19 protein-coding genes are annotated in these 21,998 nt (G+C 44.3%); 11 read left to right on the top strand and 8 right to left on the bottom strand.

Annotated elements, in window-relative coordinates; genetic code table 11:
* Positions 1–2: 2 nt before the first annotated feature.
* From DTQ70_RS24120 to DTQ70_RS24090, 6 genes are all read right to left on the bottom strand, one after another.
* A complete protein-coding gene (locus DTQ70_RS24120; protein ID WP_122933162.1) occupies positions 3–935 on the bottom strand; it encodes a hypothetical protein in 933 nt (310 codons plus the stop codon).
* A 37-nt stretch (positions 936–972) separates the two neighbouring features.
* Complete coding sequence (locus DTQ70_RS30865) at positions 973–2,025, bottom strand: hypothetical protein (protein WP_164490187.1); 1,053 nt, start codon at positions 2,023–2,025, stop codon at positions 973–975.
* Positions 2,026–2,050: 25 nt separating this feature from the next.
* On the bottom strand, positions 2,051–4,225 hold the full coding sequence (locus DTQ70_RS24105) for a thiol-activated cytolysin family protein (protein WP_122933159.1): 2,175 nt from the start codon (positions 4,223–4,225) through the stop codon (positions 2,051–2,053).
* Positions 4,226–4,333: 108 nt separating this feature from the next.
* Entirely contained in the window at positions 4,334–5,905 is a 1,572-nt protein-coding gene (locus DTQ70_RS24100; RefSeq protein ID WP_164490186.1) for a tail fiber domain-containing protein, read from the bottom strand.
* A gap of 133 nt (positions 5,906–6,038) precedes the next feature.
* Positions 6,039–7,946 carry a histidine kinase gene (locus DTQ70_RS24095; RefSeq protein WP_122933157.1) on the bottom strand — a complete coding sequence of 636 codons (1,908 nt, stop codon included), beginning with the start codon at positions 7,944–7,946 and terminating at the stop codon, positions 6,039–6,041.
* An 82-nt stretch (positions 7,947–8,028) separates the two neighbouring features.
* Complete coding sequence (locus DTQ70_RS24090) at positions 8,029–8,787, bottom strand: LytTR family DNA-binding domain-containing protein (RefSeq protein WP_122933156.1); 759 nt, start codon at positions 8,785–8,787, stop codon at positions 8,029–8,031.
* A 152-nt stretch (positions 8,788–8,939) separates the two neighbouring features.
* Here DTQ70_RS24090 and DTQ70_RS24085 point away from each other — a divergent pair, with 152 nt between their 5' ends.
* Both DTQ70_RS24085 and DTQ70_RS24080 read left to right on the top strand, forming a co-directional pair.
* Positions 8,940–10,316, top strand: coding sequence for a glycoside hydrolase family 105 protein (locus DTQ70_RS24085; RefSeq protein ID WP_229600003.1), 1,377 nt, complete (start codon positions 8,940–8,942; stop codon positions 10,314–10,316).
* Between the two features lie 39 nt (positions 10,317–10,355).
* The gene (locus DTQ70_RS24080; protein ID WP_229600002.1) at positions 10,356–11,477 is read left to right on the top strand and encodes a glycoside hydrolase family 88 protein; all 1,122 of its coding nucleotides are present in this window, start codon (positions 10,356–10,358) and stop codon (positions 11,475–11,477) included.
* A 227-nt stretch (positions 11,478–11,704) separates the two neighbouring features.
* Here DTQ70_RS24080 and DTQ70_RS24075 read toward each other — a convergent pair whose 3' ends face one another.
* A complete protein-coding gene (locus tag DTQ70_RS24075) occupies positions 11,705–12,721 on the bottom strand; it encodes a GntR family transcriptional regulator (protein ID WP_122933154.1) in 1,017 nt (338 codons plus the stop codon).
* 377 nt (positions 12,722–13,098) lie between these two features.
* Between DTQ70_RS24075 and DTQ70_RS24070 the strand changes: the two genes are divergently transcribed.
* The 9 genes from DTQ70_RS24070 (at position 13,099) to DTQ70_RS24035 (ending at position 20,838) form a co-directional block, all read left to right on the top strand.
* Positions 13,099–13,692 carry a hypothetical protein gene (locus DTQ70_RS24070; RefSeq protein WP_164490185.1) on the top strand — a complete coding sequence of 198 codons (594 nt, stop codon included), beginning with the start codon at positions 13,099–13,101 and terminating at the stop codon, positions 13,690–13,692.
* Between the two features lie 27 nt (positions 13,693–13,719).
* Complete coding sequence (locus tag DTQ70_RS24065; protein WP_122933152.1) at positions 13,720–15,771, top strand: thioredoxin family protein; 2,052 nt, start codon at positions 13,720–13,722, stop codon at positions 15,769–15,771.
* 140 nt (positions 15,772–15,911) lie between these two features.
* Complete coding sequence (locus tag DTQ70_RS30860) at positions 15,912–16,061, top strand: hypothetical protein (RefSeq protein ID WP_164490184.1); 150 nt, start codon at positions 15,912–15,914, stop codon at positions 16,059–16,061.
* Positions 16,048–16,380 carry a DUF6169 family protein gene (locus DTQ70_RS31350; RefSeq protein ID WP_409050420.1) on the top strand — a complete coding sequence of 111 codons (333 nt, stop codon included), beginning with the start codon at positions 16,048–16,050 and terminating at the stop codon, positions 16,378–16,380. Before DTQ70_RS30860 ends, DTQ70_RS31350 begins: the two co-directional genes overlap by 14 nt.
* Positions 16,377–17,453 carry an LptF/LptG family permease gene (locus DTQ70_RS24055; RefSeq protein WP_122933150.1) on the top strand — a complete coding sequence of 359 codons (1,077 nt, stop codon included), beginning with the start codon at positions 16,377–16,379 and terminating at the stop codon, positions 17,451–17,453. Before DTQ70_RS31350 ends, DTQ70_RS24055 begins: the two co-directional genes overlap by 4 nt.
* Before the next feature lie 40 nt (positions 17,454–17,493).
* The gene (locus DTQ70_RS24050) at positions 17,494–17,715 is read left to right on the top strand and encodes a hypothetical protein (RefSeq protein ID WP_122933149.1); all 222 of its coding nucleotides are present in this window, start codon (positions 17,494–17,496) and stop codon (positions 17,713–17,715) included.
* On the top strand, positions 17,705–18,040 hold the full coding sequence (locus DTQ70_RS24045) for a type II toxin-antitoxin system RelE/ParE family toxin (protein WP_122933148.1): 336 nt from the start codon (positions 17,705–17,707) through the stop codon (positions 18,038–18,040). The genes DTQ70_RS24050 and DTQ70_RS24045 overlap by 11 nt, the downstream gene beginning before the upstream one ends.
* A complete protein-coding gene (locus tag DTQ70_RS24040) occupies positions 18,037–20,415 on the top strand; it encodes a M1 family metallopeptidase (RefSeq protein WP_122933147.1) in 2,379 nt (792 codons plus the stop codon). Before DTQ70_RS24045 ends, DTQ70_RS24040 begins: the two co-directional genes overlap by 4 nt.
* Before the next feature lie 30 nt (positions 20,416–20,445).
* Positions 20,446–20,838 carry a RidA family protein gene (locus DTQ70_RS24035; RefSeq protein ID WP_028522434.1) on the top strand — a complete coding sequence of 131 codons (393 nt, stop codon included), beginning with the start codon at positions 20,446–20,448 and terminating at the stop codon, positions 20,836–20,838.
* A 62-nt stretch (positions 20,839–20,900) separates the two neighbouring features.
* Here DTQ70_RS24035 and DTQ70_RS24030 read toward each other — a convergent pair whose 3' ends face one another.
* Positions 20,901–21,971, bottom strand: coding sequence for a mannose-1-phosphate guanylyltransferase (locus DTQ70_RS24030; protein WP_122933146.1), 1,071 nt, complete (start codon positions 21,969–21,971; stop codon positions 20,901–20,903).
* Positions 21,972–21,998: the final 27 nt, after the last annotated feature.

The following is a 21,998-nucleotide window of genomic DNA, read 5'->3' as shown; positions in this document are numbered from 1 at the left end:
GTTTAATATATTTTATAGCCCCTAAATTGAGTATCTCCGCCCGTACCATTTACGTACAAAAGAATTGGCGTAGTGCTTTCGTTGGTTTGTACAATGCTAAAGACGATTCTATCCCCTTGGCTTAACTTTACCGACTCTACAAAATTCTGATGTGCCACTGCCAATCCTAGTCCATTGATTTTGTAATCAAAGTGCATTTGGCGAATGAGCGTCCCGTTTTGATAGAGAGCAAAACGGAGTTTGCCTTGTTCGATGGCAGGGTTGTTTCCCACCCGACCTAATGACAGTTTGCATTCAAAACGATACAATCCCGAGGACGGTATGGTTATTTCTCCCGCCAAAGGATTCAACATAGACCCATCGTCCCAGTTTTCAGTAAAACCCGAAAGTACGTTTTCTGTATTATGAGCAAGGGTAATCGACGACGAATAGGTAGCTTCAAAGCCCACTTGAGGGTTTTGAACAACATCAACCCACATCGGCGAGGTATTTCCTAACGTCATCAACACTTGGCCGACCGCTCCCGACGACCCCGACACCACCAACGGCCCCGTGAGGCGAAGTCCCGAACCTGCATTGAGCCTACTACTCATCGTAATGTCGCCAGTACTGCCGCTGATAAGCATCCGCGAAAGGGTATTGGTACGAAATTCCAAGTCGGAGGTAGTATTAGACGTTCCTATGGTAAGCGTGGTCGGGGTGGTTTGTACGTACCCTTTCAGAAGGCCATTGTTGTAATAGGCTGCAAAAGGATTAGAAGCCCCGTCAATGCGCATAACTTCGCCCGATTTGTTGATGTGCAGCGGAATGGCGGGGTTGGTACTTGGGCCAATTCCGATAGAATTTGGCAAAGTGGTTACTTGTCCAACGGCCGAAGTAAGTGCCACGCACCAACCCCAGAAAGCGAGCGTAAAAATGGATGAATAGTTTTTCATGTGAGTGGTGGATTATTTACCAATGCTGTATTCTGGCCTAGTAAAGAATAACAACAGGATTTGGCCCTATCCCTGATGTTATTTCTTGGAAAAAACCAGGGGCTCTCGTAAACTCATTGTTGACAAACACACTAAAGAGCGTATCATTAATTGTCCCACTTCCCGCAATACCAAAAATCATCATAGCTGTTTGAGATACATCTGGATTAGGTGGGATTGTTAGCAGTAGAATTGGATTTGATGTACCACGAGCAATCGTTAGTAGGCTATTAAAAGCTTCTGTCGTCTGAATATTTTCGATGTATCTGAACTGAAAACCTGATAGTTGAGCCATTGTACTTATTGAATTATAATGCAGAGGCATTCTTCGAGCAAAAGAAATTGGATAAGCTCCTGCTAAACGCTCGACAAATTCCCTTTCTGTAATTGTGCGATTGTTACGAACTGAACTTAAAAGTGAACCATAACAAGACCATGATAATTGACAATTCCGATTGTTTAGGAAACCTTGTGGTACGTTCCAATGAAATATAGTGTTAGCACTGTTGGAATTAGTTCTATTATTATTCCCTCTCTTTGAATTACTTTCTTCATTTCCCATTGAAGAGTTCTCCGATTCCTTATTGTTATTGCCCCAACCCGAATTGTTATTGCTCCAACTGCCGCTACTGTTGCTGGTTGTACTGCTTGAATTTGACGAGGATTTACCTCCTCCGTCGTTGTTATTGCCCCAACCCGAATTGTTATTGCTCCAACTGCCGCTATTGCTGCTGGTTGTACTGCTTGAATTTGACGAGGATTTACCTCCTCCGTCGTTGTTATTGCCCCAACCCGAATTGTTATTGCTCCAACTGCCGCTATTGCTGCTGGTTGTACTGCTTGAATTTGACGAGGGTTTACTTCCTCCATTGTTGCTGCCGCCCCAACTAGAAGTGTTACCAGTTTGCTGCACAGGAGGAAGTTTATCTCCATTATTTTGAGTACTACTACTCGAACCTTGTTTGTTATTTGACGGTGAAGGTGTCTTTTGTGCAAGTGCGTTTCCTAGAACAAAACAGCTTGTAATTACGACGAGGAATAAAGTTTTCATTGTTTTCCGTTTTAGAAATGAATAGTTATTGAGACGACTTTTCTGACACACGTTCCTTGATAATCTGTTCATAAGGAATCCTCGTCACTGTTATAGTATAGCCCTCGCCATAGCCATCATTGGTATTAAAATCGTTGAATGTAAAATTAAGGGGGACTGTCATGGTTGTTTCGACTGATTTAGCGGGAAAGCCGCTTCCCACACAGGTCCAAATTTTTTTGGTAGTAGCTAAGTCAGGGAGGTTACAGATGATGGCAAAACGGTTACATTCACAAAGGCGGGTACGTTGGAGTTGATTAGCACCGCAAGGCATAGGGTCTGTAGGATCAGTTGCTTCATTGGCCTGCCCGTCGGGGCCTTTATCCTCCCATGCCGCCCAAGGCCCATGTTTAGCTCTTCCTGTGGCGGTTATACTAATAACATCCCCTCGTTGTAGCACCAACTGACGACCATCGTTTGTTTTGTTTTTTTGTCCCCCCTGCTCACCTGGCTTAACAAAATAAACGTAGGTTTCGGGAGTGGCACGACCCATTACATCGCTATACTCAGCTGTAATGGAGGTTGGTATAAGAGCTCCTCCAAAAAAGTCTCTTACATTGAATGCAATAGGTGCCCCGGGGTTACTTAAAGAGGCCGTAGCTCCTCCTCGTAAAAAAGTTCTAAATGCTTGTTCAGTAATATCGTCAGCCAGTTTCGAGTCGTCGTTGCTACCTACACTAAACACCGTAATATTCACGGAGTTACGACTCTTGAATGAATTATAATCAAAACGACCACCCGCTTGTACCGTCGCCCCTCGATAATTAGCTTCCAAAAACATACGAAGGGAATCTGAGCTTGCTTCACTTTCCGCAACCAACAAAAACATTCGCCCATAATCCACTTGAGAAATATAAACTGGACGGTTTGTATTGCTTACAAACCCTTCGCTTCGTAACTCTGTCAAGGTAGTTGGCCTAGGAAAAAGATTGGTTAGGTCATTATCGGGTCGATAGGAGACTGAGTAATAGACCTGTTTGACCAAGCCCACAACGTAGGATTTTTCAACACTATTTTTACTGTTAAGGCCCGCCGCTCCACTAAAGTTATTGACTCTAAAATTGATACCAAGATTGACCATTCCCTGTTCTACCGAACGGCAGCTTTTGAAGAAGAATTGAGTTCTCCCTACGGAGTTTGTTAGATTAATGCCTCGCAAAATTTGAGCTAATCCGTCTTTATAGGCTTGTAGTGAATTTTCGGTCAACTTCAAACTATAGCTACCGCTTCCTGGGCCGTTACCTCCTACTACTGTGATTGTCCCTGGAGTTGTTCGTTTTGAAACGGGATAGAGTAGGTTATCCTTGAAATAGGGTTCAGACTGAATCACTGACCCAGCATATAAAACATCCGCAGGCGGATTAAATACCGTATTTTCGACCAAGTAACTCATACTAGTCATCTCTTTGATGGTAAAACCGTCTTCGTTAAATGTTTTTCGTAACGTGGGGACTTGCTTAACAGAGGGATATTGTAATCGGTTACTTGATAAGAATTGATAAATAGCTGGATCTGCTCCCACACTGCTGGTTGTGGACACCAAAGGTTCGGGTTTGTTCGTTGCCGCATTGCTTGTAGTGCCTTGCATTAAAGATGGTTCTCCATCGAACAATTCCACAATATTGAACGCTGCACCCGCAGGAATAGGAGTACTTGATTTATTAAAGAGTACCCATTTTCCCAAGCTTCTATCAAAACGTGCTTCAATATCGCTTGGATTATAAGTACCCCCTATACCATCTGGATTCCAGTTTTGGGTGATCGAGAATTTCGCGTCCGCATTGCCATTTAAGGGAACCTGATTAACCAAAAGTTCAGCTCCACGTGTGTTCTCTGGGTCTGATTTCAAGACAAAGGCCCGTTCTGAAAGTGTTACTAAAAAGGTAACACCTGGTGGCATAAGAGCTCGGTCTTGATTAAAAATACTCCATTTTTGCCCTGTGTACCAAACCCCGACGGGATGTGGATTTAGTATTTTAGCAGCATCGTTAGTTCTCACTGAAAAAACAGCGTTGGGTTTTCCATTCAACTCTGGCAAATCAAGGACGCTGTAATTGCTGACAGTATTCGTTTGAGCCGTTGTAAAAAGATAATTACGTTGTGCCCAAGCAGCAGGTTGAGTAGCGCCGATAAGAGCGCATAATAAAAATACGTGTCTCATTGTGGTATCGATGTAAAAAAAAGAGAAGAATTATACTGATGTAATGTCAACCTATTTCATCTAGGATAAGGTTACTAGCATTCCAAAAGAAGTCACTCCAAAAAGGTTTCATTTCCCCGTTTTAGTAGTGGCTTCCGCCGTAGCCAAGTTTTCAACAAGCGCTTCTAAGCGGCTGAGGCGGTTTTTGAGTTCTTCGGAATCCTTTTTGAGCGTATCGTTTTCTTTGGCCAATTGCTGTATGGCACTGATTCCCAGCATCGAGAGGGCTTCGTAGTCCACCGTGCGAAAATCGGACACTTCGCGGCCATAGACAAACACCGTCGTGGATGGTACCGAACCCCCAATCCTAAATCCTGTTTCGTTGGTTTCCAGTACTTCCGTTATTTCTTCGCGGTTATCCATCATCAACTTCACCCGTTCGCCTGCTTTGAGCGTGTGGCCTGCAAGTTTCACAAAACCATTTTCCAACGACGCTGCTTGATAAATATCAGGAATAAACGAAGTCTGACGACGTACCGCCTGCGGATATACTTCCTCTACTTGCTGCGCAATCACTTTTTTAAACGCACGGTCGCCCCATACGTAGCGGTCTTTCATGCGGTAATCCGTGATGCGCAACCGACGCAAGGTCGCTAAGTCTTGGGCATTGTCTGAGGTACCTTCCACTTCTTTGATGCGGGCATCCGACAGCACCACATTTTGGGCTGAACCAATGTAGGTTGCCGAAAAAATCCCCTGAGAGGCATAAATAGAAAGCTCTGCCGTCGAGGTGGGAAAGTTGGAGGGCGTAGCAATGGTAGGATACAACACCGTAACACGACCCGTACTGACATTTTTATACGTATTTACGTGTAAAGTAGCCAACGTATTGGTAGCGGCACCAAAATCTCCCAATCCCATGCTGTTGTCTCTTCTGACAACCAAGACCGTTTTTCTTTGAACACTATTAACCCCATTCCCCAGCATCAATAAACCATTAGGGTCATCTACGTTTGCAAATCCCATAGCAGTAGAATTATCTCCCGTGGCCACTGTACCACCACCCATTGCAGTAGATACATTCCCATCTGCACGTGCTTCAAAACCCATGGCAACAGAACTGCTTCCATTCGCTACTGCACTAAATCCCATAGCAGTGGAGGCATATCCACTGGCTGTTGTATTATTACCAATAGCCGTTGCATAGCTCCCAATCGCCGTTGTGTTAGACCCTATAGCAGTTGAAAATAAACCTATGTTAGAGGTATTCCATTGCGTACCATCTACTGTACCTACCCGAAAAGCCGATCGTGAAGGTATCCACATAAGGCGAGTCCCTGCTCCACTGACGGGAGCAGTAGCAGGATTTGATGTGGTTACTGCTGTCGAATTTGCTGACCAGAACCCTCCTGAGTTGGTATTTCTTATTTCATTGCCTGCTGCCCCTGATTGCTCCCAGTAGCTGGTACTGGAGGCTGTTTTGGGTAGTTCTGTCCAAGTGTTATTGCTTCGCAACCAATAACTTTGGGTGTTGGTGTCAAAAACCAACATTCCGTTGGTGGCCGATAACGCAGTGCGTTGGGCGGTGGTCATCTGTGGCAAAATCACCCCTGGGCGGATTTCGGTACTTTGGGCGTAGGTCAACCCGTTACTTACCACAATACCCCATGCCATCAAAAGAAGTGTAAACGATGTTTTCATAAAGGGAGAAGTAAAAGCCGTTTTGTTTTTCCAAAAAGACAGAAAAACAAGGCTCATTTCAACCCCTAGTTCACCACTGACGTAGTTACGACCATAACTCGCAGCTTTGGGTTTGTAACTCCCAGCTTATGCTTTAATCAAAAAAGGGAATACGTAAGGTTACGCGCGTACCCGTTGAAGGCACAACGTCTTCTATTGTTAGATCGATGTTCCAATGGTAGATTTCGCGCAACAATCGCAAACGGTTTTCAACCAACGAGAGGCCCATTGAACGGTGCTTGACCGATGCCAAACGAAGTTTTGCGGCTTTGTCTCGGCCAATGCCGTTGTCTTCGATGATTATTGCGATGCCATCTTCTAAACTACTGACTTTCACCCAAACACAACCCTCTCTTTCCAGCCGCTTAAAACCGTGTTTGATGGCATTTTCTACAAAAGGTTGTAACAAAAAGGCAGGTACTTGAACAGCGTCGAGGTCGATGGCTTCGTCGATTTGTATGTCGATTTGAAAAGGCTGGCTAAAACGACGTTGCTCCAACAACAAGTATTGTCGAATGATTTCCAATTCTTGCCCCAACGGCAAAAACTGTTCGCGGCTTTTGTCCAAAATCTCGCGCATCAATACCGAAAAATCGGTAAGGTAAGCTGCGGCTTCCTGCGTTTTATTTTTAATGATGTAACTTTTGATGGAGTTGAGGCTATTGAACAAAAAATGCGGGTTGATTTGCGTGCGCAACGTCGTCAGTTCCGAGAGGGCATAATTTTGCAGCAACCGATTTCGTTCGCGCTGAACTTGCACCATTTTTTCCCCCGTTGCCAACGAGAAAAACAAAATATCAATCAGTACGCCGTAATTGAAATAGACGTTTGGGTAGTGCGTGAGCAGCATCGAACTCATGGGCGCCCATCCCAACGCGACCGATGCAAAGCCGATAGTGGTTCCGATCACCATCACCAATGCCCCCAACTTGATGAACCAAGACACGCGCTCTTTGGTGGCCCAAAGCAACACGAGGCTCGTCACATTAAGGACGGGTAACGCAAATTGGCACAATTGATGAAAATTGGTCTCAAGGTCGAGGCGGCGATACACCACCGTAAGCACTAGCTCAATCGCCAGCAGACCTCCTACTACGTAAAACAAACGTTCAAAATAGCGCTTGGTCCAACTCGACGGCCAGTTTTTCATCCCCAAAATTTCAAACAAAAAGAAGGTGTGTGTAAACAGCGTCAGCAGGATGTAGAAGTTTTGTTGCAACGTAAAACGCAGAAAAGGTACATAGCTGATGTAATCCACCACGTACGACGAATAGGAAGCACCATAGGCCGCAAACCCCCACATTGACATGAGGTAAAAGGAGTAAAGCAGCAAATACCTTTGGCGATTTAAGACCCATTGGAACAGAAAAAAAACGGTTAAAAACGCCAAAACTGCCATCAATTCGTGGTTGACTGCCATCGGAAAATAATCGTCGTACAGGCCCTTCACGCGTTCTTTGGCCTCAGCCTCGTAGCTGTACAAAAACGGCCTTATCTCAAACGGCTTTCCCGTCAGAGCACGAATTTTGGCGTATAAATAGCGCGACTGGTGAGGGGAAAAATGGAGGGGAAAATACCGATGGTCGTACCGGTACAATCGCTCTGAAGGAAGTAAGCGCTGAGAGGTATATCGTTGATAGAGGGTTTGTGCAGTTGGACTGCGTTCGTAGAGCGTTGTTTCGTAAAAATTGCCCAACGTCAAAAGCAGCTCTTGCGGCACCGACGTTGCATTTTGGAGGGTCAACCGTACCCAATAACTGTAATGTACTTCTTTTTGCAGCAGCCGAGGAATTGTTGTGGTTTTCAGCGGGGTAAACTGCCCTTCAGTCATGGCCTGTTCGTCGGCAACCTCTCCCGTCGAATCAATCCAAACCGAAACTGCCGAAGTAAGATCAAAGGGCAACGCAAGCGAGGAATCAAGGCGCACGGTGTTTTGCCCCGCTGCGTACAACGGTAGCCAAAAGGCCCAAACGGCCATCCACCAATTTCGCCAATGCCCCATAGGTTACAAACTGTAGGCCACGAAGTTTTAGAATAAAGCAGTAAAATCCTACCAAAAACTACAATTGTTCACGAGCGGTCGGTTAGAAATCGCCCCGAATGAGCGTCAACAATTTAGCTTTGTTAGCACGCGACACCGACAGTGCCTTTCCGTTGGTCATGGTCACAACCCCACCGTCGCCTTTTTGGTATTTTTTGATGTAGTCGATGTTGATAATATACGAATGGTGAATACGAGCAAATTTCCGAAGGGGTAACATTCGCTCAAAATCCTTCAAATTTCGAGAAACCAGCACTGTATCTCCCGTTTTGAGCACAACGTTGGTATAACTTCCGTCGGCTTCTAACAAAACCACATCGCCCGTTTTGAGGATTTCGTAGCCTTCTTGAGTCGGAATTGCCATCGAGGTCGAGTCTTGTTGCATCAGGGTCAAATTACCCAAAAGCGCCTGAATATTAGCGTAATCGACCTTCTGATTTTCTTTTTTCTTTGTCAACAACCGCTCCACCGCCCGAGTTAGTTTTTCGGGAGCCACGGGTTTTACCAAATAATCGAGGGCATAAAAATCAAAGGCCGCCAAGGCAAATTCTTCGTAAGCCGTCACAAACACAATCTCAAAACCGACCGAAGGAAGCGCCTCCAGAAAGTCGAAACCACTCATTTCGGGCATCGAAATGTCCAAAAACACCACATCTACGGAATGTTCTTTCAAAAACCCGATGGCGTCCGCAGGGTTTTCAAACGTAGCTACTACCGAAACCTCAGGACAAAAGTGCTGTAAGTCATATACCAACACATCAGTGCTGTTTTGTTCATCGTCTATGAGTAGGGCAGTGAGCATACCAAGAGTTACAGTAGATTTGCAAAAATAAAGTTTTCACCAAGTACAGCTATACATTGGGCGTGCTATTTCTTGTATCTTTTTCTTTCACAGGTGGGTACGGGAATGTTGTAAACCCAAACTTTATCAATTTTGTACCAAACCTATTACTTATGAAACCTGCTATCTTCCGCTCGCTTGCCGCTTCCACGCTTCTTGCGGCTTGTTTTTCGATAACTGCATCGGCCCAACGAAACGTAACCAACGCCAACGACTCCAACACGCCTTTGCATTTGCTTCAACCCGACTACCCTGTCCCCTACGGAATCTCAAAAGCCAACGACATCAAGGGGACGTTAGACCGTATTCATGGATATTTGAATAACGTCACCCCTACTGCATTTGTCAACTCCAAAACGGGCGAAACCGTCAGTGATTTGTCAAAAATTGATGAAAATACCGCCCTCCAAAAAGGAGATTTTCGCTTGGTCAGCTACGAGTGGGGTGTTACCTACGGTGCTATGCTTCTGGCCAGTCAAATCACGGGCGACGGCCGCTATAAAGAGTACGTGGACAGACGCTTGGAGTTTATCGCCAATGCCGCTCCTTACTTCAAAAAAACGACCGAAGAGCACGCCGACTGGGGAACAAAAGGACCACTTCGCGGCTTATTAACGCCACATGCCCTCGACGATTGCGGTGCCATGTGTGCGGCTATGATTAAAGCAACGCGCGGTGGAAACACGTCTAACCTACGCCCACTTATCGACAATCACATCAATTATATTTTAACCAAAGAACACCGCCTCAGCGACGGCACACTCGCTCGAAATCGCCCGCAACCTAACACGCTTTGGCTCGACGATTTGTTTATGGGAGTACCTGCCTTAGCCCAAATGGGAAAACTCACAGGCGACAAAAAATACTACGACGAAGCCGCCAAGCAAATTTTGCAGTTTGCAAAGCGAATGTTCAATAAAGAAAAAGGCGTATATATGCACGGCTGGGTAGAAGGCATGACTGAGCATCCACAATTCCACTGGGCTCGTGCCAACGGCTGGGGGCTTCTTACCAAAGTAGAAGTACTCGACGTATTGCCAGAAAACCATCCTGCCCGCCCTGAAATCATCGCCTTGTTAAAAGCGCACGTCAAAGGCTTGGCATCGTACCAATCAGGTTCTGGTTTTTGGCACCAATTGCTCGACCGCGAAGATTCTTATTTAGAAACTTCAGCGACCGCTATTTATACCTATGCCATCGCGCACGCCATCAACAAAGGCTGGATTGATGGCCTTGCGTATGCTCCCATGGCCTTGCTAGGCTGGAACGCCGTCGCGACCAAAGTAAATGAAAAAGGTCAGGTAGAGGGTACGTGTGTAGGTACAGGTATGGGCTTTGACCCCGCTTTTTATTATCACCGTCCCATCAGTCCATTTGCTGCTCACGGCTATGGCCCCGTGATTTTGGCGGGGGCAGAAGTAATTAATTTACTGAAAAACAAGCAATTTGAGATTAACGACAGTTCGGTACAGTTGCTACAGAAGAAGTAGTAGTCTTTTTTTCAATACAATGAAAATCAAACCATTAACGTGAAATATATAACTATCATTTGCTGTAGTTTGTGGGTAACAACCGCTGTTTTTGCCCAAAAACTGCCCAAAAAGAAAGACCTCTTAAAAGCCATGACCTCGGCCAATGCGTATTTTATGAACAAATGGTCGGATGTGGGAAAACCTATTGTAGGAAAAGACCGTACACGCCCCAGCAATATCTGGACCCGTGGCGTTTATTACGAGGGACTCATGGCGCTTTACCAAATTGACCCTCAAAAACAGTACCTCGACTATGCTATTTCGTGGGGAGAAGTCCATAAATGGGGACTTCGGAATGGCATTACTACCCGCAACGGCGATGACCAATGCTGCGGACAAACCTACATTGACCTCTACCTCATGGATAAAAAAGAGGAACGTATCCGCGACATCAAAGCCTGCATGGACAACCTAGTCAACAGCGAAAAGAAAGATGACTGGTCGTGGGTGGATGCCCTGCAAATGGCGATGCCCGTTTTTGCCAAGTTGGGGGTAATTTATGACGACAATCGCTACTACGAAAAAATGTACGATATGTATTTGTTCACCAAAAACCAGCACGGCGACAAGGGGCTTTACAACCCTGCCGAAGGGCTTTGGTGGCGCGATAAGGACTTTGACCCACCGTACAAAACCCCCGCAGGTAAAAACTGCTATTGGTCGCGCGGGAATGGCTGGGTAGTAGCAGCTTTGGTACGGGTACTCGACATTATGCCCAAAAACGCCCCTCACCGCGAAGAATACCAAAAAACGTACCTCGAAATGATGAAAGCCCTGTCTGCCCTCCAGCGCCCCGATGGCTACTGGAACGTAAGCCTAACCGACGAAACGGATTTTGGAGGTAAAGAACTTACTGGTACGGCTCTTTTTGTATATGGAATGGCGTGGGGAATGCGTACTGGTCTTTTGGACAAGAAAACGTACCAGCCCGTCGTTGCCAAGGCCATGAATGCCATGCTAAAAGAATGTGTCCATCCCAACGGCTTTTTAGGCTGGGTGCAAGGCACGGGAAAAGAGCCCAAAGATGGCCAACCTCTCAGCTACGACAAACAACCCGATTACGAAGACTTTGGCTTGGGCTGTTTTCTCTTGGCAGGCACCGAAGTTGTGAAGTTATAATACCCACCTTCTGCTTAAAAACCAACTAGCTCATCAATAGATGTTGTTTTGAGTGCGCTACTATTGGAGATAAAAAAAACAGCCCGTAAAATTTTACGGGCTGTTTAAAAACCATCTGTTCCTCTCAGTAAAAATTCTTATTCTCTTTTCAGGCGGGTTGTGAGCAACCCTTAGCACAATATTCGACCCTCTCAGAAACCGTCGGGTTGTGAGCAACCCTCTCCACATCACAAAGATCCTCTCCGAATCATGTAAAATGGGTTTTTTACTTTTATTCGTTGTTTGTTCAACAAAAGCGAAGCTGCTGTACGTCCCATCGTCTCAAAATCGGTACTGACGACTGTGATTCCTAGCAACTCCTTGAGTGTCGTTTCATTAAACGAAATCAAACCTATTTCTTTGCCGAGCGTATATCCTGCCTGTTTTACTTTTTTGGCTAACTCCGCCAAGTCGTTTTCTTCTACGACGATGTAGGCCGTTTTTGTCTCCAGTATTTCGTCGTTAATGGTATCCTTTACTTCAAATTTTTTATGGTAATTGATGCAGAAATTTCTCACGCCCTGTACAATTTCCACGGGATAATTTCCGTCCGACGGAAAAACCAGGGCTATTTTTGAGTATTTCAAGAGCAAATCATTGGCATTTTCCAACGCTTCAAAAATATCCTTATCAAAACGCTGATAAATGCTCAGTGGATTAGAAGTCAGTTCGGGAATATCTCGGTCTAACAACACCAGCTCATTCTTCGGAATGCTTTTCAACGTATCCAAATAACCAGCTTTATCGAGGTCTTGGGTAAAATGCGGCATGACCACGTAATAGTTGTAAGCACCCAAATTTTGCTCAATGATTTCCTGGAAACGACTTGCACTGTAATGGTGTACCTGCAAATCCACAATCGCAGTATCGCCAAGCGCTTTTAAGAATGAGTAATAAATTATCTTCTTATAAGAGCTTAATTTATTGAAAATCAAAAGTATTTTAATTTTCTTATCACTATCCGACTGCACATAATAGCCTTTTCCTTGTACCGATGTGATAAGCCCCTTCGCCCGCAGCTCGCGGTACGCTTTTTCTACCGTGTCACGAGCCAACAAATACTCAATACTCAGTTCGCTTATCGACGGCAGCTGATCTCCTTTTTTCAAAACCCCTCTTTCAATATCCCGCATCACCGATTGCACAATTTGCTTGTACTTAGGTACTTTATCAGAGGGATTAATTGAAATTAGAGCACTGTTCATCTTATTTCCTATTTAAAATTGTCTTTTTTTAAGAAACATTAAAAGACGTACTTTTTGGGTAGTTGACTTGTTAATTGAAATATAGGAAGTTATAATTAAACTTAGGGTGGCTTTTTACGGATTTTTTTATGCAATCGTTATCGGGAACGTTACCAAAATAGTAGGTTTTGAAGAAATAGTTGTAATTTTAAATATCAAGCAGCTCCAAAATACTTGTTTGTAGTGCAGGGGTAATGGCCAAAAGAAATTGCACTTTATACATATATTATCAACAAATACGGCTTTCGTAACGCTTTTTTCTGAACCAAACCAGTTGCTGAGGCGTTTTGGCTTTACATCAGAATAAAGATAATTTTGTATTCTAAATCCATCTCTTTGTGAATTATCCCTCGTCGTTTACGCTCGTAGCGTTCATTGGTCTATTATTTGTTAGTTGCAATATGGAAAGGCGTGTCAATGGCTCCAAAGAAGCCGTTGAGAAGGTAAAAAGTATGCAAATCAAACGCGTTACGACCCAACAAGTCGTGACTATTGTGGATGACTGGGGCCAAAGAATTGTAAAACAAGCACAAGCAAACCTCGAAAACTCCCTAGCGAAATCCCCTTCAGATGCTGTGGCTTTTTGCCAATTGCAAAAGTTGCCACAAATAGACTCATTGGAAAAGTTATATACCGCAGAAATCAACCTCTTAGGTACAAAAGACCTCAAAAACCCCGCATTGTCGGCCAAAGAAAAAGAAGTTCTTGATGCGTACGTATATAATGCGGAAAACAAACTCTCGCAAATCCCAAATATTCAAAAGTTAGGCGACACGGTACTGGTATATAATGCGCCCGTTTCGCTGCAAAGTAGCATTTGTCACAAATGTTTTGGGGAAGATGCCACACATTTGGCGGTCTGGCGCGTAAAGTTTAAACGAAACGAAGTTATACGAAAGGTAAACGCCAAGTCGTTGCAAAAAATTAAGTAAAACAAACCGTTATCTATAACGTATTTTATGAAAAGTGTAATCAGTGCTCTTTTAATACTCTTGACCCTCACCACCTTTGGGCAAGTCCAAAATCACGCAAAATGGAATGTCGAATCGCCTAAAAAAGAGGTAAAAGTAGGAGACGTTGTCGAAATTAAGTTCATTGCGGCTATCGATCCCACTTGGCATTTGTACTCGACCGAATTTGAGGTAAAGGATGGCCCAAATCCTACTGAGTTTAAGTTCAAGCCCAATGATACGTATCAATTGGTAGGTAAAATAAAACCCGTTGGGTTTCACAACTTTTACGAAGAGGTTTGGGGAGGCAATACAAGCGTCGCAGAAGGCACGGGTTCTTTTGTACAAAAAGTAAAGATTCTCAAGGCCAACCCGCAAATCGAAGTAGCAGTTGATTATCAAACTTGCCAAAACGATGGGCTCTGCACCATGGGAAGTGCTGATTTTAAAATTACCGATATTAAAGTAGCTGCCGACGCTGCGGCCGCTACTACAACTCAGCCCGTAGCAGGCCAGCCAATCGAGCAAGTTACGGCAACTCCCACCAAAGACAGCAATACTGTTGCCGCAACACCAACTACCGCTCCAGAAACAACGTCTGGGGCAGTTGCTGAATCTTCAGAAACGACAACTACCCCAGAACCCGCCGAAGAAGAGTCGTTGTGGAGTTTCTTATTAGCTTGTTTCTTGGGAGGTTTGGCGTCTATTTTCATGCCATGTATTTATCCTATCATGCCGATGACGGTGAGTTATTTTACCAAACAAGAGCACGGCACTGGCAAGGCTTTGTTGTATGGCCTTTCCATCGTTTCTATTTTTACCTTACTGGGTTTCTTAGTATCACGCATTGGAGGAGCACAAGCCGCCAACTTTATCAGTACCCACTGGGCGCCCAACGCCATTTTCTTTGTGGTATTTATCTTATTTGGTTTGTCGTTTTTGGGTCTATTTGAGATAGTGTTGCCAAGTTCATTTGTGAATAATGTCGATAAACAAGCCGATAAAGGCGGCCTTATCGGAATTTTCTTCATGGCCCTTACACTCGTTGTGGTTTCGTTTTCGTGTACAGCACCCATTGCAGGTTCGCTCCTTATTTTGGCCTCCAAAGGCAACGAAGTGATGCGTCCTGTGCTTGGGATGATTGCTTTTTCAATGCCTTTCGCCGTGGTGTTTACGGGCTTAGCCATGTTCCCGAAATTCTTGAAAAGCCTTCCCAAATCGGGTGGATGGCTCAACGAATTTAAGGTGGTATTTGGGTTATTGGAGTTTGCATTGGCACTCAAGTTTTTGAGTAACATTGACTTAGCTTACCGCTGGAATGTGCTTGACCGCGAAATTTTCCTCGCGATTTGGATTGTTTTGTTCACCATCATTGGTTTTTATGTACTTGGTAAACTTCGCATGGACAAAGACTCTCCTGTAAAAGGAGTAACGATTCCGCGCTTATTGATTTCGTCTTCGACTTTCGCTTTCGTAGTATATATGCTTCCAGGGATGTTTGGAGCGCCTCTTCGGGCATTGTCGGGCTGGTTGCCTCCTGAACAAACTCAAGACTTTTTCTTGACCAACGCCGTTGGTGGAACAAGTACGGGAAATACGGCCAAACTTGACCGCAGCAAACCTCACTTACCACATGGCCTTGAAGGATTTTTTGATTACGAACAAGCCTTGGCCCAAGCCAAAGCCGCAGGCAAACCTGTATTTGTTGATTTTACAGGTTTCAATTGCGCCAACTGCCGCAAAATGGAAGCCAACGTTTGGCCGCAACCCGAAGTGCTGGACCGCCTCAAGAAAGAGTTTGTGATTGCTTCGCTTTACGTGGATGACAAAACCGAACTTCCTAAAGAACAACAGTTTGTATCAACTTACGATAAGCGCGAAAAAACAACCATCGGTGACAAAAACGCGGATTTGCAAATTACGAAATTTAACAACAACGCTCAGCCCTTTTACTGCGTCATCAGCCCCGAAGGTGAGCTACTCACCAAGCCCATTGGCTACGCAAGCACCGAAGAATTTGTGCAATTTCTCGATTCTGGACTTTCGAAGTTTAAGCGTTAAATAATCTAAAAACCGCTCGTTGATTACGAGCGGTTTTATTATTTTAGTAGCTTTGTGTAAAACAAGAAAACCACACTTGCTAAATAGTAGTCAGCATGGTTTAGTAAATAGAATCAAAGATTTATACAACTGCAAGCACCATGGAAATCAAAATCAATATTCCTAAAGGAAGCAGTTTAGAAGAAACTGTACGAAAAATGATGAGTGATAAAAACGAAATTCATCAAGAATTGAGTAAAGGTAACACATCTATCATTAACAAAAAGGGTCGCAAAATTGTTAGAATTTAGTTTCAAAGAACTGCCTGTTGACGCAAGAGTCCCTTCGACGATTTTATATTTTTTATCCAATTTCTTCGAAAATCATCAAAATGTGCTGATTTATGTTTGCGAGAGTATCGATAAAAAACAGTTTGCACGAAAAAGAGTCTTTGATAAATGGTTTATAAAATTCCGTACTACTGACCTCGAAAAGTACGATTTTTCGTTTTCATTAGACGATGTTGTTATTTTAGGAGCTGTTCTAATCCATAGAAATAACACCGAACGGGAGAACCTCTTAAATGCTTTTTTAGAAAGCTATCAAATGTACTCTGATTATAAATCATGAAACTATTAGACCGTTATATTCTTAAAAACTTTCTCATTACTTACGTTTTTACGGTGCTCATCACGTTGCTTATTATCTGCGTGATTGACTTCACCGAAAAAATCGACAACTTCCGTAAGTTCAACCCGCCTGCGAGCGAGATTCTGTTTGACTATTACGCCAATCTGATTCCTTACTACGCCAACTACCTTAGCCCACTGTTGGTATTTATTGCCACCGTTTTCTTTACGGCTCGGATGGCAGCTCGCACCGAAATCATTGCCATTTTTAGTAGCGGGGTAAGTTTTCTAAGGATGTTGGTTCCTTATTTTATTGGTTCGGCCATGTTGGCTTTGTTTACGTTTTACATGGTAGGCTGGGTCATTCCTAGAGCTAACAAAATCCGATTGGGGTTTGAATACAAATACATCGAAGACCAATATTATTTCAATCAGCGCAACTTCCACATTAAAGTAGCTCCTAAACTGTATGCTTACCTTGAGAGTTACAACAACGCTTCGCTAACGGGATATAAGTTTACACTAGAACGCATCGAAGGCAATCAACTGAAAGAAAAACTTACTTCTGACCGCATCGTTTGGGAGCCTAAAAAGAAAAAATGGACGGTTTACGATTATCGAATTCGGAAAATCGACGGCCTGACCGAAACCATCACCAAAGGGACACAAATTGACACCACGCTGAACCTCAGTCCCAAAGACTTTGAAAATGATAAAAATCGTTTCGAAGAGCTAACGCTAACACAACTCAATGACTATATTGATTTGCTAAAACTTCGCGGAGCCGACGGGGTCGAGACTTATTTGCTCGAAAAATACACCCGCTTTACGCACCCCTTTGCCTTTATCATCCTGACCATCATCGGAGTAGTTGTATCGGCCCGAAAAAGCCGCCGTGGTTCAGGGTTGCAAATTGCGTTTGGGTTTATATTGGCCTTCGTCTATCTGTTGTTTTTTATGTTGGCCAAAGGGATTGCCGAATCCGGTACTATTCCTGCTATCGTGGCGGTATGGCTGCCTAATATCATTTTTGCCGCAATTGGTTTTGTGTTGTACAAGACATTACCGAGGTAAAAAATATTTTCATACTTTTGGTCAGTAAACAGCTCAAGTCATGCGAATCATTATAGAAACGAAAGAGCGTCATCGAAATTTGTTTTTAGAAATGGCCAAGGCCGTCAAAGCAAAAGTAAAAATAGAAGATGATGACAGCGACCAACCACCTACCAAAGAGGAGTTTTTGGATAGCCTCGAACGGTCTTTCCGCCAAGCAGAACTTCACGCTCAAGGGAAGATTAAGTTAAAAACAGCTAGAGAACTTTTCGATGAGCTTTAAAATTATAGCCGTTCAAGACTTTGAAAAGGAGCTTAAACGCTTGTCTAAAAAATATCATTCTTTAAAGTACGATTATTTATCCCTGATAGAAACACTGGAAGAAAACCCTCTTCAAGGCACTGCTATTGGTAAGGACTGCTATAAGATTCGTATTCCGATCAAATCCAAAAACAAGGGTAAAAGCGCAGGTGCGCGAGTAATAACGTATGCTAAAATCATCGACGAAACTGTTTATTTACTAAGCATTTACGACAAAAGTGAACAATCATCCATTTCAGAAAGAGAAATCATTAACCGACTTAACTCAATCAACAAACCCCAATGAATAAGTTTTTTGTCCTGCTATTGTGCTACCTATTTGGTGCACTTTCGCCGCTTATCGCACAACCCCCCGCCGCCAACTACCACGCCAATTCCCGTTTTGAACAAATGGGAACTTCCCTGCCAACTCCCAACACCTACCGCACCGCATCGGGAGCGCCAGGAAAGGAATATTGGCAAAACCGCGTTGATTATGACATCAAAGCCGAAATCGACGATGAAAAACAACGCCTTACGGGCTCAGAAGTAGTAACATATTTCAACAACTCACCCGATGAGCTACGTTATTTGTGGATTCAGCTTGACCAGAACCTTTTTGCCAAAAACTCCATGGCCAATCAGACGCGGACGAGCTCTATCAACGAAAAAGGAATGCCTGCTACGTCCATGACCCGTTCGATGATTGACAAGGATTACGGTCATAAAATTACGGCGGTGAAAGATCCTAAAACGGGGCAGGCCCTCCGTTATCGCATCAATGAAACCATGATGCGTATCGACCTTAACGCTCCTATTCGTTCGGGTCAATCGGTCAGTTTTCAGATTGATTGGAACTTCAACATCACCGATTTTCGCTTTGCCCAAGGTGCTCGCGGTGGCGCTGAGTTTTTTGCCAAAGATGGCAACTTCATTTACGAAATCGCTCAGTGGTTCCCGCGTGCTTGCGTGTATGACGACGTAAACGGCTGGCAAAACAAGCAGTTTTTGGGTCAAGGCGAGTTTACCTTGCCATTCGGAAATTATAAAGTAGCGATTACTGTCCCTAACGACCACATCGTAGGTGCGAGTGGTGAGCTTCAAAACGCTTCGCAAATTCTTTCATCGGAGCAATTGAAGCGCTTAGAAAAAGCGCGCACCACGTTCGATAAGCCCGTTTTGGTTGTCAGCCAAGACGAAGCAACTAAAAACGAAGCCAACAAACCTAATGGTAAAAAGACCTGGGTATTCAAAGCCGACAACGTCCGTGATTTTGCTTTTGCTAGTAGCCGTAAGTTCATCTGGGATGCCATGAACGTAGAACTCAACGGCAAAAAAGTATTGGCCATGTCGTTTTACCCTAAAGAAGCCAATCCGCTTTGGGGACAATATTCAACCATGTTGGTGGCGCATACGGTAAAAACGTACTCAAAATTCACCTTCGACTATCCATATCCAGTTGCGCAGTCGGTACACGGCCCCGTGGGAGGGATGGAATACCCGATGATTTCATTCAACGGAGCTCGACCCGATGCTGACGGAACATATTCGGAAGGAATCAAAAACTTTTTGATTCAGGTGGTTATCCACGAAGTAGGGCACAACTGGTTTCCAATGATTGTGAACTCTGACGAGCGCCAATGGTCGTGGATGGACGAAGGCTTAAACTCGTTCATGGAGTATTTAACTACCAAAGAATGGGATCGTAACCTCGGTGGAGACGTGGCTGAGCCTCAAAATATCACCGAATACATGCGTACCGAGCAAAGCAAACAGGTACCTATCATGTCGAGTTCTGATAACATCATGGGCTTTGGTCCAAATGCCTACACCAAACCTGCGACTGGTTTGAATATTTTGCGCGAGACAATTATGGGACGTGAATTGTTCGATTATGCGTTCAAAGAATACGCCAACCGCTGGAAGTTTAAACACCCAACTCCTGCCGATTTCTTCCGTACAATGGAAGATGCTTCGGGCGTGGATTTAGATTGGTTTTGGAAAGGCTGGTTCTACGGCACTGAGCCCGTTGACCAAGATTTGGTAGAAGTAGAATGGTTTGCCCTTGACACGCAAAACCCTGAAATCACCAAAGCGGAACAGCGAGCAGTAGCCAACAGTAAGCGGGAAACAATTGCTCGTCAGCGCGATAAGGACTTCATCAAGGAGTCAGTGGTAGAGAAAAATCCTGACATGAAGGATTTCTACAACTCGTACGACCCTTACAAAGTGACGGACGCTGATAAAAAGAAATACGAAACGTACTTGGCAAGCTTAACACCCGATGAGCGCAAATTGGTCGAATCAGGGATGAATTTCTATACCTTGAAAGTGAAAAACAAAGGAGGTTTGCCAATGCCCGTGATTGTAAAAATGCAGTTTGAAGACGGCACGGATTCGGTAGCGCGCTTCCCAGCGGAAATCTGGCGTTTGAACGACCAACAAGTGTCGAAAGTTATTACCACGAAAAAGAAAGTGGTTCAGTGGACGTTAGACCCATTCCGTGAAATTGCCGACATCGACGAAGAGAGCAACAGCTTCCCACGTCAGCCAACGCAACCAACGCGTTTCCAACTATTCAAAGGGGGTGGTTTCCAACGTGGAGGCTCTAACCCAATGCGTGAAGCCCAGCAGGCCCAGCCGCCAAAAGCAGGTCAGCAGGGTGGCGCTAAAAACGAGTAATTTTTTTACCCATCAATCATACATAAACGAATGTCACAAAGAGTAAACCTCTCCACTGGAGCCCCTTGGGAAGCTATTATTGGCTATTCCCGCGCAGTACGTATCGGAAACATTATTGAAGTCACGGGTACAGTTGCCGCCGATGAAAATGGCCCCGTAGCCGTCGGAGATGCCTATGGCCAAACCAAATTTATCATTGAAAAAATCGAGAAAGTGCTCGTTCAAGCAGGCGCTTCACTCAAAGATGTGGTAAGAACCCGTCTATTTGTGACAGATATTGCGCAATGGGAAACGTACGGACGTGCGCACGGAGAGTTTTTTGGAGAGATTCGTCCTTGTACGACGATGGTAGAAATTAGCAAACTCATTGCCCCCGAATACTTGATTGAAATTGAAGTAACGGCTATTTTACAAGAAGCCTAAGGGTCAACCTCCCGAAAGTTTTGAACCTCCCGAAAGTTTTGAACTTTCGGGAGGTTTTTTTACTAGATATATTGATTTCCAAGCGCTTTGGCATCGGCTACAAAATCCCGCACGCGCTGTTCTTCATCGATTTTACAAATCATAAGTACACCGTCGTTTTCAGCGACAATGTACCCTTCTAATCCCTGCACCACCACTAGTTTATCTTTAGGGGTTTTGATAATGCAATTTTTGGTATCGTAAAGCATCAGTTTTCCGTCTGCCGCGTTTCGTTCTTCATCTTTGGTCGAAATATCGTACATCGACTTCCACGTTCCCAAATCAGACCAACCCAAATCGCTCAAAACAACAAATACATTTTCTGCTTTTTCCATGATACCAAAGTCAATGGAAATATTTTTGCAAAGCATGTACGCTTTTTCAATAAACCCTTTTTCAGCGTCGGTATAATAATCGCTTTTCCCTTCGGCAAACACCTCCGCTACCTCAGGCAAGTGCGCTTCAAATGCTTTGATAATAGAACGCACCCCCCAAATAAAAATCCCTGCATTCCACACAAAATCACCACTTTCCAAAAACTTAACGGCGATTTCAAGTTGCGGTTTTTCGGTAAATGTCTTCACTTTTTTCACCAACCCTTCCGAAGGCAAATACTGAATGTAGCCATAGCCCGTATCGGGGCGCGTAGGCTGAATTCCCAACGTAATCAACACCTCACTTTGGGCTGCCACGTCGAGGGCCAATCTGACTTTTTCTTTGAATACTTCTTCTTTCAAGATAATGTGATCAGCAGGGGCGACAACCACCGTTGCTTGCGGGTCTTTGGCCGCGATTTTATAACACGCATACGCAATGCACGGCGCGGTGTTGCGGCGGTTGGGTTCAAGCAAGATTTGGTCATCACTCAAAAACGGCAACTGTGTTTTGACCAATTGATAATATTCAGTACTCGTAACGATGTAGATATTTTCATCGGGACAAACACCCTCAAAACGGCTTGCTGTTTGCTGGAGTAATGTTTTACCCGTCCCCAAAACATCATGAAACTGTTTTGGGTTGTTGTTGCGGCTAAAAGGCCAGAAGCGTGTTCCGACCCCTCCTGCCATGATGATGACGTATGTATGTTGATTCATTAATCTAAAGTCAAAATAAGATGAATA

This window comes from Runella sp. SP2 (assembly GCF_003711225.1).
Taxonomy (GTDB): Bacteria; Bacteroidota; Bacteroidia; order Cytophagales; family Spirosomataceae; genus Runella.
The sequence above is the reverse complement of the archived record's forward strand: the minus strand, read 5'-3'. Positions and strand labels throughout refer to the sequence as shown.

Coding starts and splice junctions, on each gene's coding strand:
- DTQ70_RS24045 (WP_122933148.1), top strand. CDS start 17,705: ATGAGCTTTAAAATTATAGCCGTTCAAGACTTTGAAAAGGAGCTTAAA.
- DTQ70_RS24050 (WP_122933149.1), top strand. CDS start 17,494: ATGCGAATCATTATAGAAACGAAAGAGCGTCATCGAAATTTGTTTTTA.
- DTQ70_RS24030 (WP_122933146.1), bottom strand. CDS start 21,971: ATGAATCAACATACATACGTCATCATCATGGCAGGAGGGGTCGGAACA.
- DTQ70_RS24120 (WP_122933162.1), bottom strand. CDS start 935: ATGAAAAACTATTCATCCATTTTTACGCTCGCTTTCTGGGGTTGGTGC.
- DTQ70_RS24100 (WP_164490186.1), bottom strand. CDS start 5,905: ATGAAAACATCGTTTACACTTCTTTTGATGGCATGGGGTATTGTGGTA.
- DTQ70_RS24075 (WP_122933154.1), bottom strand. CDS start 12,721: ATGAACAGTGCTCTAATTTCAATTAATCCCTCTGATAAAGTACCTAAG.
- DTQ70_RS30865 (WP_164490187.1), bottom strand. CDS start 2,025: ATGAAAACTTTATTCCTCGTCGTAATTACAAGCTGTTTTGTTCTAGGA.
- DTQ70_RS24085 (WP_229600003.1), top strand. CDS start 8,940: ATGAAACCTGCTATCTTCCGCTCGCTTGCCGCTTCCACGCTTCTTGCG.
- DTQ70_RS24095 (WP_122933157.1), bottom strand. CDS start 7,946: ATGGGGCATTGGCGAAATTGGTGGATGGCCGTTTGGGCCTTTTGGCTA.
- DTQ70_RS24105 (WP_122933159.1), bottom strand. CDS start 4,225: ATGAGACACGTATTTTTATTATGCGCTCTTATCGGCGCTACTCAACCT.
- DTQ70_RS24055 (WP_122933150.1), top strand. CDS start 16,377: ATGAAACTATTAGACCGTTATATTCTTAAAAACTTTCTCATTACTTAC.
- DTQ70_RS24035 (WP_028522434.1), top strand. CDS start 20,446: ATGTCACAAAGAGTAAACCTCTCCACTGGAGCCCCTTGGGAAGCTATT.
- DTQ70_RS24065 (WP_122933152.1), top strand. CDS start 13,720: ATGAAAAGTGTAATCAGTGCTCTTTTAATACTCTTGACCCTCACCACC.
- DTQ70_RS30860 (WP_164490184.1), top strand. CDS start 15,912: ATGGAAATCAAAATCAATATTCCTAAAGGAAGCAGTTTAGAAGAAACT.
- DTQ70_RS24040 (WP_122933147.1), top strand. CDS start 18,037: ATGAATAAGTTTTTTGTCCTGCTATTGTGCTACCTATTTGGTGCACTT.
- DTQ70_RS24090 (WP_122933156.1), bottom strand. CDS start 8,787: ATGCTCACTGCCCTACTCATAGACGATGAACAAAACAGCACTGATGTG.